At 37.1% G+C, this 16,697-nt stretch carries 13 protein-coding genes; 9 read left to right on the top strand and 4 right to left on the bottom strand.

The features are described 5' to 3' along the window. Positions 1–16 precede the first annotated feature (16 nt). Positions 17–7,489 carry a DUF7507 domain-containing protein gene (locus ABH955_RS00845; RefSeq protein ID WP_404490803.1) on the top strand — a complete coding sequence of 2,491 codons (7,473 nt, stop codon included), beginning with the start codon at positions 17–19 and terminating at the stop codon, positions 7,487–7,489. Between the two features lie 47 nt (positions 7,490–7,536). Here ABH955_RS00845 and ABH955_RS00850 read toward each other — a convergent pair whose 3' ends face one another. Continuing rightward, complete coding sequence (locus ABH955_RS00850) at positions 7,537–8,094, bottom strand: CatB-related O-acetyltransferase (RefSeq protein WP_002185210.1); 558 nt, start codon at positions 8,092–8,094, stop codon at positions 7,537–7,539. Between the two features lie 139 nt (positions 8,095–8,233). Between ABH955_RS00850 and ABH955_RS00855 the strand changes: the two genes are divergently transcribed. The 3 genes from ABH955_RS00855 (at position 8,234) to ABH955_RS00865 (ending at position 9,674) form a co-directional block, all read left to right on the top strand. Next, positions 8,234–8,575, top strand: coding sequence for an ASCH domain-containing protein (locus ABH955_RS00855; RefSeq protein WP_002128458.1), 342 nt, complete (start codon positions 8,234–8,236; stop codon positions 8,573–8,575). Further along, positions 8,572–8,967: an NUDIX hydrolase gene (locus ABH955_RS00860; protein WP_404456616.1), complete on the top strand. Its 396-nt coding sequence runs from the start codon at positions 8,572–8,574 to the stop codon at positions 8,965–8,967. Before ABH955_RS00855 ends, ABH955_RS00860 begins: the two co-directional genes overlap by 4 nt. 86 nt (positions 8,968–9,053) lie before the next feature. Continuing rightward, complete coding sequence (locus tag ABH955_RS00865; protein ID WP_000070943.1) at positions 9,054–9,674, top strand: acetate uptake transporter; 621 nt, start codon at positions 9,054–9,056, stop codon at positions 9,672–9,674. 43 nt (positions 9,675–9,717) lie between these two features. Here the strand turns inward: ABH955_RS00865 and ABH955_RS00870 are convergent, their stop codons facing one another. Beyond that, on the bottom strand, positions 9,718–10,815 hold the full coding sequence (locus tag ABH955_RS00870; protein WP_219303272.1) for a phosphodiester glycosidase family protein: 1,098 nt from the start codon (positions 10,813–10,815) through the stop codon (positions 9,718–9,720). A 315-nt stretch (positions 10,816–11,130) separates the two neighbouring features. Between ABH955_RS00870 and ABH955_RS00875 the strand changes: the two genes are divergently transcribed. The 5 genes from ABH955_RS00875 to ABH955_RS00895 all read left to right on the top strand — a co-directional run bounded on the left by ABH955_RS00875 (position 11,131) and on the right by ABH955_RS00895 (position 14,634). Beyond that, the gene (locus tag ABH955_RS00875; protein WP_001062757.1) at positions 11,131–11,574 is read left to right on the top strand and encodes a flavodoxin; all 444 of its coding nucleotides are present in this window, start codon (positions 11,131–11,133) and stop codon (positions 11,572–11,574) included. Between the two features lie 16 nt (positions 11,575–11,590). Further along, positions 11,591–12,490, top strand: a complete 900-nt coding sequence (locus ABH955_RS00880; protein ID WP_404456618.1) for a WD40/YVTN/BNR-like repeat-containing protein — start codon at positions 11,591–11,593, stop codon at positions 12,488–12,490. Positions 12,491–12,708: 218 nt separating this feature from the next. Further along, on the top strand, positions 12,709–12,909 hold the full coding sequence (cspB, locus tag ABH955_RS00885) for a cold shock-like protein CspB (RefSeq protein ID WP_001179147.1): 201 nt from the start codon (positions 12,709–12,711) through the stop codon (positions 12,907–12,909). A gap of 190 nt (positions 12,910–13,099) precedes the next feature. Then, a complete protein-coding gene (locus ABH955_RS00890) occupies positions 13,100–13,945 on the top strand; it encodes an exonuclease (RefSeq protein ID WP_002167856.1) in 846 nt (281 codons plus the stop codon). A gap of 341 nt (positions 13,946–14,286) precedes the next feature. Beyond that, the gene (locus tag ABH955_RS00895) at positions 14,287–14,634 is read left to right on the top strand and encodes a hypothetical protein (protein ID WP_002087722.1); all 348 of its coding nucleotides are present in this window, start codon (positions 14,287–14,289) and stop codon (positions 14,632–14,634) included. Positions 14,635–14,923: 289 nt separating this feature from the next. Here the strand turns inward: ABH955_RS00895 and ABH955_RS00900 are convergent, their stop codons facing one another. Both ABH955_RS00900 and ABH955_RS00905 read right to left on the bottom strand, forming a co-directional pair. Beyond that, on the bottom strand, positions 14,924–16,015 hold the full coding sequence (locus ABH955_RS00900) for a DUF3900 domain-containing protein (protein ID WP_002014380.1): 1,092 nt from the start codon (positions 16,013–16,015) through the stop codon (positions 14,924–14,926). 115 nt (positions 16,016–16,130) lie between these two features. Beyond that, positions 16,131–16,457, bottom strand: coding sequence for a hypothetical protein (locus ABH955_RS00905; RefSeq protein ID WP_404456621.1), 327 nt, complete (start codon positions 16,455–16,457; stop codon positions 16,131–16,133). Positions 16,458–16,697 lie beyond the last annotated feature (240 nt).

A 16,697-nucleotide genomic window follows, 5' to 3' on the forward strand; every position in this document is an offset into this window, starting at 1 on the left:
GAAATGAGATGATTGTGTGCCTTTTATGAATCGCTTTACGACAACTGTAACTGGTGCCGTTACGTTCACTGGGAACACGTTGGGACTAAGTCCTACATCACCTGCACCAAACAATAACTTCGGTACGATTGATGTGTTTACAACGATAAATACATCGCTTCAAGTACCTGGATTCCCGGTAGGAACAACGAATGACTGGCCATTAAATTCTTCAAGTGCAATTTTGAACCTTCCAGCAGGGAGTAGTGTTTTATACGCAGAACTAGTATGGGCCGGCACATACCGGACCGATACAGAGGATGTTACAGCATTTTTAAATGATAATATTTCATTTACAACACCAGCAGGAACATTTTCTGTTGCACCAGATCCTGCCACTGCGCAGCAAGGTTCAGTTGGGAACCAGTTTTATTATGTTCGCTCTGCTAATGTAACGAATCTTGTTAATACAGGGGGAGCGGGAACATATACAACGGGTGCTGTACCGGCTACAAGAACTTCTGCTGATCCAACAGTCAGTCGTTCAGCTGGTTGGACGCTTGAGGTAGTTTATCAAAATGCAAGTTTACCTCTTAGGAATTTGTCAGTGTATGCAGGTCAAGAAATTATCGATGCTTCATCGCCACCAGTTGATGCTACTATTTCAGGTTTTGCAACGCCATCTACAGGTGCTGTTACAGGGAGAGTACTTGTAACAGCTCAAGAAGGAGATTCTAACATTGTTGGAGATCAACTTCGCTTTGGACCGAATGCGAATGCTACAGTTGCTTTATTCGGACCGAGAAATCCCGCAAATAATTTCTTTCAGTCACAAATTTGTAATGATAGTGGGAATTTAGATACAACTGGCACCTTTGGAAATTTGAATCAGCCGTTAGGGATAGCTTTAGCCGTCCGAAGACAAGGGTGGGATATTACGAATGTAGATGCTTCGTCATCCTTAGTAAATAATCAAACGTCAGCGACTGTTCGCTTCGTTACAAATGGAGATGGATATGCTGCAGCTGGTTTTGGTGTTCAAATTGATGCGACAGGGCCAATTATAAATCCCGTTAAATCTGTTGATAAAACCGTTGCAGCAGTAGGTGATATTCTCACTTATACGATTACTGTTCCGAATACAGGGACAGGAAGTGCAGAAAACGTTGTATTACAAGACAGTATTCCGAATGGAACGACGTTTATAGCAGGCAGTGTTACAGTAGGTGGAGTAACTCAGCCGAGCGCCAATCCAGCTAGTGGAATTAATTTAGGAACGATACCGAATAATGCTCAAAGAGTTGTTACATTTCAAGTGAGAGTTACGTCATTCCCAAGTCCAAATCCAATTTCAAATCGTGCAATGGTGTCATACCAATTCCGTCCTTTTGTTGGAAGTCCTCCTATCACAAGTACAGCTTCTTCAAATACAGTACAGACGACGGTAAATCGCGCAAATGTAAGTTTGCAAAAATCTGTAGATTTACAGACGGCAACACTTAATGATGTATTAACGTACACAGTTAATGTGACGAATAATGGGAATGTCGCTGCAAATAATGTGATTTTTGTTGATAGTATACCTGCTGGAACAACGTTTGTAACAAATAGTGTTACGGTAAATGGAGTAGCTCGACCAGGAGCGAATCCAGCAAGTAGTATTAATCTTGGAAGTATTAATGCTTCGCAAACGACTGTAGTACGCTTTCAAGTTCGAGTGACATCTAATCCTCTTGTAAATCCAATTCCGAACCGTGCAAGTGCAACGTTTAACTTTATTCCGGTTCCTGGTCAACAACCGGTTTCAGGCCAAGCGACAAGTAATACAGTATTTACTACAATAAATATAGCCGATATAAGAACGAGAAAAACAGTAGATAGAGCTTTTGCGACAATTAATGACGTTCTTACGTATACCGTTACAATTGAAAATACAGGAAATGTACTGGCGACGAACGTTATTTTTCAAGATCCAATCCCAATTGGAACGACTTTTATACCAAATAGTGTAACTGTTGATGGAGTTTCGCAACCTGGGGCAAATCCAGCGACTGGGTTTACGGTAGCGAATATATCTCCAGGTGGAAGTAGAACGGTGACTTTTCAAGTACGAGTTACATCTACCCCATCAGGAGGCACGATTGCGAATCGCGGTAATGTATCTGCTAATTTCGTCGTTATTCCGAATCAACCGCCAGTAACGATTAATAGGCAAACGAATACCGTTGTAACACAAGTTAATACAGGTGGTTTAAATGTAATAAAAGAAGTGAATACAACGCAAGCAGCAGTAGGGGATACTTTAACGTATACGATTGCCGTTCAAAATACAGGAAACGTTCCGCTAACAAATGTATTTTTCCAAGACCCTATTCCTTCTGCTGTTTCATTTGTTGCAAATTCTGTAACAATTAATGGAGTACCGCAAAGTGGATTGAATCCGAATCCAGGATTTTCTCTTCCAAATATTCCTGCGGCTCAAACAGTTGTAGTCACATTTGACGTATTAATTGTACAGGATCCAGAAAATGAAGATATTTTAAATCAAGCAAATGTAACAGCAAGTTTTCAAGTGAATCCGAGTGAACCACCAGTAACAATTAATGTTCCTAGTAACATTGTTAACACAACTGTACAATCGGGGAATTTTGAAGTTGTGAAAGCAGTCAATACGGATGTTGCAACGGTAGGGGATGTTTTAGTATATACAATCGAAATCATAAATGCAGGTAGTGTACCAGCGACAAATGTATTTTTCCAAGATTCAATTCCGCAAGGGACATTATTTATTGAAAACAGTGTATTAGTTAATGGTGTTTTACAAGAAGGAGCAGATCCAGAACTTGGATTCCCACTAAATAATTTGCCTACTGGCGCAAGTGTAATTGTTTCGTTTGAAGTATTAATTGATGAAATTCCCCAAGGAAATAATGTCGTAAATAATGCGAATGTAACTGGAGATTTCCTTGTAAATCCAACAGAGCCACCAATTACTGTAACAGTACCAAGTAATACTGTTATGACAGTTGTGAATTCTTCAGGGCTAAATGTAATGAAGAGCGTAAGTGCTAGTGAAGCCGGTGTAGGAGATACGTTAACGTATACAGTTCGTATACAAAATAGTGGAACAGTAGCAGCGACAAATGTATCATTCCTTGATCCGATTCCACCTGGAACAACGTTTGTTGCGAATAGTGTAACAATAAACGGGATATCTCAACCTGGTTTAGATCCGACAACTGGATTTCCGCTTGCTAATATTCCGGTAGGTACGATGGTAACAGTTACTTTCCAAGTGTTAATTACAAGTGTACCATCAAATAGAGTTCTTCCGAATAATGCGAATGTCACTGCTGATTTCCAAGTAAGTCCTCTCCAGCCACCAATTACAATTGTAACGATTAGTAATATTGTTGTGACGCGAGTGAATGTAGGATCACTTAATGTAATGAAGAGTGTAAATACACCACAAGCAGGTATAGGAGATACGTTAACGTATACGATTCTTATTCAAAATACAGGAACTGTTCCTGCAACAAATATCATTTTTCAAGATCCAATCCCAACTGGAGCTACATTTGTAGCGAATAGTGTAACGATAAATGGAGTTGTTCAGCAAGGCGCGAATCCTATGACAGGTTTTCCAGTACCAAATATTCCAGTCGGGCAAACCGCTACAATTACGTTTCAAGTTACAGTGACGAGTGTTCCAAGTGGAGGGAATATAAGAAATCAATCGAACGTTACTGCAAGCTTCCTTATAAATCCGGCAGGACCTCCTATAACGACTGCTACGAATAGTAATTTTGTAGTGACACAGGTAAATACGGCACAGTTAAATATACAAAAATCTTCATCTGTACAACAAGCAGCACTTGGAGAGACTTACACGTATTCTGTTGTCATTCGAAATAATGGCACAGTACTAGCGACGAATGTTTCTTTCATTGATCCGATTGCAACAGAAACAACATTTGTCGCAAATAGTGTAACGATAAATGGAACGCCTCAACCTGGCTTTGACCCAAATGTTGGTTTCCCGCTCCCTAATATCGCAGCTGGAACATCATTGACAGTAACGTTCCAAGTTACGGTAGTTGCACCGTCTACACGTGGAGCAGTACTAAACACAGCATCTGCTACAGCCACTTTTTTATTAAATCCTTTACAACCGCCTGTAACAACGACAAATTCAAGTAATACGACAGTAGTTACAATACCGTTACCTCCTCCTGGTGAAGTAACAGCAACAAAAACTGTAAATGTTGCTGCTGGAGCTGTTGGAGATGTATTAACGTATACCGTTCTAATAACGAATGTAGGAATTATACCTGTTACAGATGTACTCTTCCAAGATGTCATTCCAGAAGGAACAACATTTGTCGCAAATAGTGTAACGATAGGTGGAATACAGCAACTTGGTGTAAATCCTGGAATAGGATTTACAGTTACTCCGTCATTAAATGCTGGTGGAAGTATTACGGTAACATTCCAAGTGACGATTACAGAGATTCCAGATAATGAAGTCATATTAAACGATGCTGACGTTACATTTACTTCACAACCAAATCCGCAGGAACCACCGATTACGCAAACGATATTAACAAATTTAGTCGTTACGACGATTAATATAGCGTCTATTTTCCCATTAAAACTAGTAGATAAAGAGGCAGCAACGGTTGGAGAAATATTAACTTACGATGTACTAATTTTTAACTTTGGAACAGTGCCGGCAACAAATGTTCAATTTCTTGATTCTAGTACGAGTGGTGTAGCATTTGTTCCAGGAAGTGTGAGTATAAACGGAATACCAGAGCCTGGATTAGATCCGTTCATAGGCTTTACAGTTCCAGATATACCTGTAGGTGATTTTGTACTTGTCACATACCAAGAGATGGTAACGAGCATACCTCAAGGTGGAACAGTAGTTAACTTTGTGGATGTTACGGCTACATTTGCTGTAAGTGGAACAGAGCCGCCTATTACTGAAACAACGACAAGTAACACGACATTAACGAAAATAAATGAATCTGGTTTGAATGTTTTAAAATCAGTAAGTCAGCCGGTTGTTGCAGTAGGAGATACAATCACATATACAACAGTAGTTCAAAATACGGGAACAGTGACAGCGACGAATGTTCAATATAGTGATGTATTACCTTCCTCTATAACATTCATACCGAACAGTGTAACGATAGACGGTGTGTTACAACCTGGATTCAATCCTAATAATGGATTCCCGCTTCCAGATATAAATCCAGGTGAAAGTGTAGAAGTAACCTTCCAAGTAACCGTCGTCAGTGTGCCATCAAACGGAACGATTGCCAATACGGCTAACGTGACTGGAAGCTTTATATTAGTACCAGGAGAACCACCAGTTATAGTAAACCAACCAAGCAATACAACACTCACAACTGTAAATAGAGGACGATTTAATGTTATAAAACAGGTGAACAGGGCTGCGACTCTCGTTGGCGATGTATTAACGTATACAGTGCAAATAACGAATACGGGAACAGTAACAGCTAACAATGTTCAGTTTATTGATACGATTTCAGCAGGAGCGTCATTTGTCCCAAATAGTGTAACGGTAAATGGAACTCCGCAACCTGGTTTAAATCCGATTACTGGGTTTGGAATTGGCGATATACTTGTTGGCAATACGACTATAGTGACGTTCCAAGCGACAGTGACAAATATTCCATCTTCAGGAACGATAACGAATGTTGCAAATATAACAGGAAGTTTTACTTTAGTACCAGGAGAACCACCAGTTGTAGTAACAGAGCCGAGTAATACGACAATAACAAGGGTAAATAGAGGGCGATTCAATGTTATAAAAACTGTCAACAAACAGGCGACACGATTAGGAGATACGTTAACGTATAGTGTGCAAGTTACAAATACAGGAACGGTAACAGCGACAAATGTGCAATTTATTGACGTTCCATCACCTAGTTTAGAATTCGTTCCAGGGAGTGTACAGATAAATGGGATTCCGCAAGTAGGTTTAGATCCTTTTGTAGGCTTTTCATTACCGGATCTCCCAGTAGGAGATAGTGTACTCATAACGTTTGAAGTAACTGTAATCTCAATCCCGCCTTCTAATAGCATTATGAATTCGGCGAGTGTAACGGGTAGTTTTGAACTTATTCCAGGAGAACCACCGTTTACAATTACGAGTTCGAGTAATACGACAGTAACTCCAGTAAATAGAGGCAGTTTAGATATGCTAAAAGAAGTAGATCATCCAATTGTTGGAGTAGGAGAAACGGTAACGTATACTGTTCGTATATTAAATACTGGTACGGCTGATGCGATGAATGTTCAATTTATAGACGTGTTATCTCAGGAAGCTGATTTTGTCCCAAATAGTGTAACGATAAATGGAATACCACAGCCGGGGTTAAATCCACAGATTGGATTTACGATACCAGATATCCCAGTCGGTGAAACGGTGATTGTAACATATGAAGCTACGATTACAAGTTTTCCTGATGGTGGTACGGTAGTGAACGTTGCTGGGGCATTAGCAGAGTATATTTTAGTACCAGGAGAGCCACCAGTTACAGTGATGGACACAAGTAATACAGTTATTGTAACGGTAAATACTGCAATTTTATTTGTTGCAAAAGGAGCGGATTTTGAAGTAGCAATGGTAGGAGATGTTGTCACTTACGGAATTGCTGTTATAAATGATAGTACAGTTCCTGTGACGAATATTATTTTAACAGACATCATTGACCCAAATACGTTATTTATAAATGGCACGGTAACAGTAAATGATGTACCTTTTCCATTTGCCAATCCGAATACTGGTATCCCTTTAGGTAATTTTCAGCCAAATGATGCAGCGATTATTAATTTCCAAGTTGTAATAACAGGAGGGCAAATAAATAATTTAGTTACAAATACAGCTACAGCGAATGGGCTTGCAACTGTAAATCCTAATGAGCCGCCAGTAGTAGTTGAAGGCGATAGTAATACAGTTGTTATCCCGTTTATTCCTCAAAATGTTTCAACAACAGTCGTAAAAACGGCAGATCTTCAATCAGCAACGATAGGCGATGTTATTACGTTTACGACAGTTATTACGAATACGGGGGATACAGCGATACAAAATATTCGTTTTCAAGATATGTTAGATAGTAGTTTTCGATTTGTTCCTGGAAGTGTAACTGTTGATAATACGCCAGTGCCAAATGTAAGCCCAGTATTAGGGTTTCTTATAGGAAGTTTAAATCCAGGTGAAGCACGGACAGTTTCGTTCCAAGTAACAGTTCAGAGTGCACCAAGCGGTTCAGGAAATTATATTAATCAAGCGAGTATTCGCTTCGAACATCAAGTAGGCACAGTATTGCCACCTGTTACACAAATAATAGATAGTAACATAGTTGTCATTCCATTTGTTCCAACGATAGAACAAATTTGTGAAACAAACTTTAATTGTTTAGACAAAATTCCATTTCACTGTTCCCCGTGTAATCAGTTGCGAATAAATAAAAAATAAACACAAAAAGAGCATCCTGAAAGAATAGGATGCTCTTTTTGTTTAGATCAAGTAGCTTCTTCTTCGGGAGAAGTGAAAAATTCGTTGATTTTGTTGGAGAGTAGAAATGGAATAGCTCCTTTTATAACGGAAATGTCCCAGTCCCACCATGCAAGGTTTTCTAGTTTTTCAATGATTTCTTGCGGGAAACGATATCGAACTAGTTTGGCAGGATTACCAGCGACGATTGCATATGGAGGTACGTCTTTTGTAACAACACTCTTGGCCCCGATAATGGCCCCGTTACCAATTGTAACACCAGATAAAATGCAGGATTGATAACCAATCCATACATCATTGCCGACTACGATATCACCTTTTGAAGAAGGATGCCCAGTAATGTGTGCTCCTTCTTCGAAGAGGACATTAAATGGATAAGTTGTTATCCAATCAGCACGATGTTCACCGCCAAGTACGAAAACGACTTCTTCTCCTAATGAACAAAACTTACCTATTTTTAATTTTGTTTCATCATTCCAAGAAAAAATAATAGGGCCTACTTTACTGTAAGTATAATCACCGATATCATATTTATTATATTCAGGTTTTTGATTTAAATATAACATACCAATTTTAGCATCCTCTCTAAAGAAAGTAATGGATATGGAACATTATATGCAAGGTGAAGTAAGGCGAACTATGTTGTATGAAATAGTAATGTGCAAAAATGTTAGTAGGCAAGATGAATAAAAGGGAGTGAAATGTATGAGATACGAAATGGGATTATATAATAAACCTTTTCAGTCGATTCAATTAGGAAAAAAAGTATATGAAGTACGCTTATACGATAAAAAACGTCAACTTATAAAACAAGACGATGAAATTGTATTTACGAACCTTACGACAGCAGAAACGATGGCTGTAAAAGTAACGGAGATAAAACGATACGAAAGCTTTAAAGCAATGTACGAACAAATTGATAAAAAATTATTTGATTGTGAAGAACTTAGTATAAAAGAAATGTTAGAAAGTACATACGGAATATATACGAAAGAACAAGAAAAAGAATGGGGAACAGTTGCGATTGGTGTTGAGGTAATAAAGTGAGAAGAAACCGCGGTGTAGCTATAATTATACAAGGTGGTAAAATCGCTCTTATAAAACGTGTTCGAGAAGGTGAAATGTATTTTGTTTTTCCAGGCGGGGGAATTGAAGAAGGAGAAACACCTGAAGAAGCAACGAAGCGAGAGGTTTATGAAGAATTAGGGGTACATATACAAGTGGAGCATCTGATTGCAAAGGTGGAGTATAAAGGTACGGAGTATTATTATAATGCCCATATTATAGGTGGAGTTTTCGGAAGTGGTAAAGGCGAGGAGTTCGAGCTGAAAGATAGAGGGAGCTATATTCCTTTATGGATGCCGGTAAATGAGTTGCCAAATTTAAATGTAAAACCTTATGATATGGCCAAATGTGTATTTGATTATTATGGAATATAAGGTCTGACAACATACAAAAAAAACCATTGACATAGCCTTCTGATTTAAGTATTGTATTCGAGTATGTTTATAATCAGGAGGTTTATATGAGCAATCAAACTACTACACATCATGTGAAAATGACAACAGCAGATCCATCTGGAATTGGTCTATTTGGATTAGCGATGGTAACACTTGTAGCATCATCTCAAAAGTTAGGCTTAACAGATGGCGTTTCACTTGTATTACCATGGGCAATCTTTTTAGGAGGATTTGCACAAATCTTTGCATGCATTCACGATGCAAAGCATAACAATACGTTCGGTACAACAGCATTTGGTGCGTACGGCCTATTTTGGTTAGGTGTTGGAATGACTTGGTTAATTCAACTCGGAGTATTTGGCGAAAAATTAGCCCAAACTGCAGATTCAAAACAGCTTGGTGTAGCCTTTATCGGATACTTGATTTTCACGATCTTTATGACAATTGGTGCAATGGAAACACATAAAGTATTATTTATGATTTTCGTCCTTATTGATTTCTTATTTATTGGTCTTTCATTAAGTACTTTAGGTGTTATGCCGCACGCAATGCATAATTTAGCAGCGTATTCTGAACTATGTATTTCATTATTATCTTTCTATGGTTCAGCAGCAGCCGTGTTAAATACACACTTCGGAAAAGTTGTATTACCAGTTGGAAAACCATTTGGTATTTTTAAAAAGTAATAAAAAAGAACAGATGATTGTATAGTCATCTGTTCTTTTTTATTTATTTATTTATTGCTACAGCAGTAGATCCTGTCATTTCGGAAATCTTTTGAGAGCTTGCTGGGCTACCATCTATCGTTACATGAACTTGTTGCTTAGGGTTCGAGGTAACAACCCAGGCGTTTGGTAAATAGCGTGATTTATGAGATAAGGTTGAAGGGATGTTTAAAATGTCTCCCATTGCGTACAATGTTGCTGACGAGCCCCCGTCCATTGCCATTGCATTTATGGCCCCTTTTTCATAAAGAATATCTTGGCAGTCTCTTAAAGAAGCTCCGATACTATGAGGTTGTCTTCCATCAATGATGAAAAACATAATTGATCCATCTTTTTTCTGAGCCATAATACTTCGGGGACCATAGCCCCATCCGCCATCATTTGTAATCATTTTTTCGCCATTTACAATTAGTTGAGGCATAAAGCCAGCAGCGGAAACGACATTCTTATTTAACAGTTGATTAGCAGAAAACTCTCCTGAAACCATTTGTCCGTATTTTGTAAGTCCACTGACGAGAGTAGGGGTATTAATGTCTTGCGGTGTGTTTATAACTTTCCCGTTTTCAATAACAATACCGATGCCTGTTTTACCACCACCATGCCCCGTTTCATCCCAGAACCCACTAGCATTTACAGCAGCAAGTGCATGGTTTCGTTTTGCCATGACATATATTTTTTCTCCAACGTCTTTCCCTTCTGAACCTTGTTGTGTAACGAGCTTTACATTTAATGGATTACTAATAGTCATTAATTTACCTTCAAAAAAATGATCATTGTATTTTTTCTTTATCGTTTCAATCGAAACGTTTAATGGTGCATTTTTCTTTCGCTCTAATTCTTGTTTTGAAAGTTTAGTATTGGCAAAATCGCTGTTTTTCCATTTTGGATTTGTAATGGATTGAGAAATATCATTTAACTCGTTATCAGACAGTAATGTAATTTTTGCGTATTGCGGATGTTGAGACGTTAAAATACTTTCCGCTGCGATGACACGTAAATTATGGCCGTATGAAGTGCCAAATAGAATAATGGCACCCACTGTTAATAATAGTGCTGTCAAAAGGGATGATATTTTTAAAAGTCTAATAAAAAATTTTTTCATTAGAAAGACTCCTCTTTTTGTAAGATCGAAATTGTTTGTTACCTAAAAATAATGAAATGTGTAAATGGCCTTTCGCATTATATATGCAACATATTAAATGTGAAAGGATGTATATACAATAAGTTGAGAAACTAGATTTGGCAATAGATGAATATGAATGTTAATACTCAAAATGAAAAGGGAATAGTCAGATGTACCATTTCTTTTAACATAAATGAAAAGGATATAAATTGAATGAAAATAATAATTGAAATTGATTCTCATTATTAATATAATGAGAATGAGAATCAATTATTGTAAGAGGGGGATGCCAAAGTGGCGAAAATTTTAATAGCGTATGCAAGTATGTCAGGGAATACAGAGAGTATTGCTGACTTAATTAAAGTAAGTTTAGATGCCTTTGATCACGAAGTAGTATTGCAAGAGATGGAAGGTATGGATGCTGAAGAATTATTAGCTTATGATGGAATCATTTTAGGATCTTATACGTGGGGTGATGGTGAATTACCATTTGAAGCGGAAGATTTCCATGATGAGTTAGAAAATATAGATTTAACGGGTAAAAAAGTGGCTGTTTTTGGATCAGGTGATACGGCGTATGAGCTGTTTTGTGAAGCGGTAACGATATTTGAAGAACGTCTTGTAAAATGCGGGGCAGAACTTGTACAAGAAGGATTGAAAATTGAATTAGCTCCAGAAGATAAAGAAGACGTTGAAAAATGCAGTGATTTTGCAATTGCTTTTGCCGAGAAGTTCTAGGAACGGGAGTGTCAACGTGGAAACAATGTTAAGTGCAACTGCTATTACAAAGTTAAGAGATGGAAAGCTTTTGTTAGCTACTACATATAATGGTTTATTCATTGAAAAAGATGGAGAATGGAAACAGGCTTTAACTGGTTTCCGAAAACGAATTCGAGATTTACATAGTGAAGGTAACGTAGTTTACGGAGTAGGGGACGAAGGAGTTTTTATTCGTAGTATGAATGGTGGAGAAACGTGGACGATCCAGCGCTTTCCAACGAAAGCAACGAGCTGGAATGTATGTAGTAATGAGAATGGAACAGTAATTGCTCATGGAGATAAAACACTGTATCATTCTAATAATTTTGGTTCCACATGGGAGACTATTCAGCCATTTCTTAATTACGGTAGTGAGGCACCATCTATTCGATCATTATTTTTATATAAACATTACTTATTTATCGGTACGAAAATACATACTAAATATGGTGGTGTTTGGCTTTTTGATTTAGAGACACGTAAATTAAAAAGGATTAAAATAGCGATGAATCAGATGATTTCTGCGTTGACTATACATAATTCCTATTTAGTAGCGGCAAGTGGATCGTGCAAGGGAATTAGCGGAAATATTTCTTTTTGCAGAATAGATGAGAGTATCGAAAGTGATAAAATAGGTTGGCATACATGTCAAAGTGAACAAAAAGCGAGTAGTTATTTAGATTTAAGTGTGGATCAACATGTGTTATATACAACGTCAACGCAAAATAAGGCGGGAATTAGCACTGTTTGCCGTGTGCTTCTTGAAGAAGGAATTGTTACAGTATGTGATTCGGTTAAAGGGCATGGTTGGCGCATTGTTAATGAAAAAGAAGGCTATGTTGTAGCTGGATCAGGTGAATTAAAAGCGATGCAGTGGAAAAAAAAAGCTGTATAACTTTAAAAAAACTTTACTTTTATTATATTGGTATGATATAGTTACTTTAAACCATTTTACTTTTAATAATATAGAGATTTAAATGAGCTGTAACTTCCGAGGAGGATAGCAATGTTAAATCTCCTCTGGGGTTGCAGTTTTTTAATATATGATGTATTATTGTAAAGTGGTTGAAAATGAATATGTACATATAGGTACATTGTAGGAGGATTTTTTAAATGCAAAACGGTAAAGTAAAATGGTTTAACGCAGAAAAAGGTTTCGGTTTCATCGAGGTTGAAGGCGGAGAAGACGTATTCGTTCATTTCTCAGCTATCCAAGGCGACGGCTTCAAATCTTTAGAAGAAGGTCAAGAAGTTACTTTCGAAGTAGAACAAGGTAACCGTGGACCTCAAGCTACAAACGTAAACAAGAAGTAATTATGAAAAAAAGAAGGGCTTGCCCTTCTTTTTTTTTTGCGTTTTTATTGAATATCCTCCTATGTACATGTAATAATAAGACTGAATTTTTGATTTTTATGCGAAGTTTTTCATGCATAAAGTGCATTAATAAATAAATACTGAAAATAAAGTATGTGTGTGAAAAGGAATTTAGAAAGAGGTAAATAAATTGAAAAACGCTACACACTTCATTGTGTTTGATATTGAAAGGAATTTTAGGCCGTATAAATCAGAAGATCCGTCAGAAATAGTTGATATTGGAGCTGTAAAAATAGATGTGAGTACAATGAAGGTTATTGGAGAATTTTCAGAGTTAGTAAAACCAAGTGCCCCATTAACTCGTCATACAACAAAATTAACTGGAATTACAAAGAAAGATTTAATAGGTGTAGGGAATTTCCCTCAAATTATAGAGAAATTTATTCAGTTCATCGGAGAAGATTCAATATTTGTTTCATGGGGAAAAGAAGATTACCGTTTTCTATCTCAAGATTGTACATTATACGGTGTAGAATGCCCATGTATGGAAAAAGAGAGTAGATTTGATGTGCAAAAATTTGTTTTTCAGGCGTATGAAGAATTATTTGAGCATACACCAAGTTTACAATTAGCAGTGGATCAGCTCGGCTTAACGTGGGAAGGGAAGCAGCACCGGGCTTTAGCAGATGCTGAGAATACAGCAAATATCTTTCTGAAAGTATATGGCGAGAGAGATATTAACAAGCGATACAAGAGACATGGTGAGCTTGAACTTGTAAAGAACGGAAAACTAACAGAAAAAGCGAAAAAAAGGATGCGGAAATGGGTGTTTAAAGAACTGAGAAAAAATACAGAGCGTCCTTTTGTATGGAGTGCATTTGAAAGTAGTGACACGTGGGAAGGTATAACGGAAAGATATTATATAAGTGAATCAGCAGTAGAACTTCTGAAAAAACACTTTCCTACTGCGGTGAGAAAAGCGGAGCGGCAGCTTAGGTATTTGGCTGAGATGGAGAAAGTAGTAGAAGAAAGTTAGTAATAAAATTTATTTTATTCATATGTACAACTAGACTTCAGGATTAAGTTGCTGAAGTTTAGTTGGAAAATTCACGGCTTGTCCTGTATTGTTAATGGAATATTTTGTTGTTTTTAGTACGGATATACATAGAAAAGAGTGTAGTTTAATGGAAGCAATCTTTAACATTTTAACCGTTTTAGTTTTTTTGATAATATTTACCACACTATTTGCACTAATTACACTTCCTTTCATAGCAAAGAAGAAGAATTGGAAAAAGCTTAATATATCTTTAGCTCGTGGTGTATTAAAGATTAAAATCGAAGAGTAAGGTAAGAGTCTTATATAAGGGAGGTGTGATAGTGATAGACTTGGAAATCAAAGATGTCACCGTACAGATGGAATTAAATGGTGTCTTTTGGAATGAGGATGGAATTGCTGAAATGATGGTGACTACAAAAGCGGAGCATTCTCTTATTCTTCGTCTAGTAGTTGACTTAGAAAGTAAAACGATTCGTGCGATGAATGCCGAGATAGTGGGTGGGTTCTGTCCTCTATGTAAACAGAAAAGGAACGAATGTAGTGAACTTAATGACGTGCAAAATAAAATGGATATTTTAGAAGAAGCCTACGATTGGGTGAGAGAGCATCCGGAATATCGTTTTCAATTATCTTTTTACGAGTACAATAAATTTGAGGTAGTAAAGTGAAATTTTCATTTTAACAACATACATAATGACTAAAAGGAAAAACACCAAAAACTTATAGAAGGACTTGGTCAACTAGAAATATTGAAGTAGATGTCTCTCATGGAAATATGCTTGATTCTACAAGAAATGTCATCTTGGAGCAAAAATATTTTTTAAAAATAAGCATATTTGTTATAAAGAAGAAAAACCGATTCTTAGTAGAATCGGTTTTTAATATAAATGTCAACTATGTCCCAAATAAAAGAGCGCTTGTTAATAGAGCTCAGTAAAAATAGGTATATGGAAGCATTTATTCAATCCCATTCGGATCATAAGAATACTGCTGTTTATTCTCAATCCGCTCAATTACGTCTTGTAATTCATCCGGCTTCAAAAACTCAATTGGAGAGAAGCCTTTCTCAAACGTAAGTGTATCAGCCTCAATCATTAATACATATCGGTCGTTTACCTTTGCAATATGTATTAGGTCTCCGAAATCAGCAAGCAAAGCCTTCACAGAGATATGATCTGCTTTTAGCTTTAATTCCACTTCAGGGGCGTGCTCGACGATTTGAGCAGTAGCTTCCATTACTTCTTCGGTTGAAAATTGTTCCATAATTTCGCGTTTCGGACTGGCAGCCCATACTTCCATCGCTTGGTCGAATTGTTCGCGTTCTTCAGTACCTTCTTCAAATACATCTTCAATTTGGTCGTATACCATGTCCATTACTTGTGTTTTCATAATTTCAGGCATAGAGCGTTCGTATTCGACGAATTTTAAGAAGTCTTCAAAGTAGCGGGCGTGTGATGCTTGGTGTATTTTTAGTTCGCCAGGCTCCACCATACCTTCTTCAGGCATGTATGGGTACTGAATAGATTTCATATTCTTTGTTGTGATGGCCATTTCAACGTTACGAATAAGTGTTGATTCATCAGAAATGGAAGCAACCTTTGGTTCGAAGTCACATTTCATTACGAATACGAATGGATCATCAAAGTATTTGCGTAGTTTTGCTTGAGCGATTAAAAACACACCACCACGTACAGCGCTTGTGTCAAGGTATGTATAAACGAGAGGTTCGCTCATATCTTTGAAGTTTTCTTTTGTTTCTGCAAAGCGAATACGATTAAATAAGTTGTAATGAGGGTTTGAATCGAGTTCATGCCCTTCTTCTACAATAAAGCGACCGATCTTCGTTGGGGCTTGTTCTGTTTTTGCGTGACGTTCTACTTTTCGCTTTGAAATTTTTAATAATTCACCATTCAAAAATTCTTTTAAAGAGCTATCTTCATACTCTTCAGCGTCTAATGTTTGAAAATGTTTATAGCGCTTATCAACTGCTTCACCTTTTCCTTCTACTTGTACTACATAAAAGGAAAGAAAATTTATTTCAAAATCCATATTTATCACCTTGTTTCATTTCATTAACTCTTATCAGTATAGAGATGGAAAAAACTTTCGTCAATTTATATAAGGAAGGGGGAGTCCCTTCCTTATATATTTGTTATTTTCGAAATTAAAATCCGTCTTCTAATGCTGAAAATGGAATGTTTAGCCTGTTTTCTACTGTACGTAAACGCTGATTTAAGCGATTTAATCTACGTGTATGACGCTCAACTGTGTTTTCTAGTTGACGTACTCTTTGCTCGAGATCATTTACTCGTCTTTCTAATTGACGGTTTCCAGTGCCAGGGAAAGAGATTGGAAGTTGAAATTGGCGATTTGGATCATATGGATCAATTTGCTCTGTTTGATCTATATATTGTTGGTATTGTGCCTGTAAATCATACTGAGGTTGGTAACCATATTGGTTATATGAATCATAAGGGTTGTAGGGATACATAAAAAAATCCTCCATTTCTTTATAATAGGTTAAATTCACCATAATGTATGTGCAAAAGCGGAGTAGTGGCACGGCAAATACCTATATACACTGAAGCGAATGATTGTTTTTACCTATAAAATCTCGGTTTAAGTTGTTTAATAATGATCACATATGAAAAATCGGTATTACGGTTTCTAAAGCATGCAGGTGAATAAAGAGGTGAAATGAAAGGGTTTTACATTTGTATTTTATCTGTTA

It is taken from the genome of Bacillus sp. RC240, assembly GCF_044907945.1.
Lineage (GTDB): Bacteria > Bacillota > Bacilli > Bacillales > Bacillaceae_G > Bacillus_A > Bacillus_A mycoides.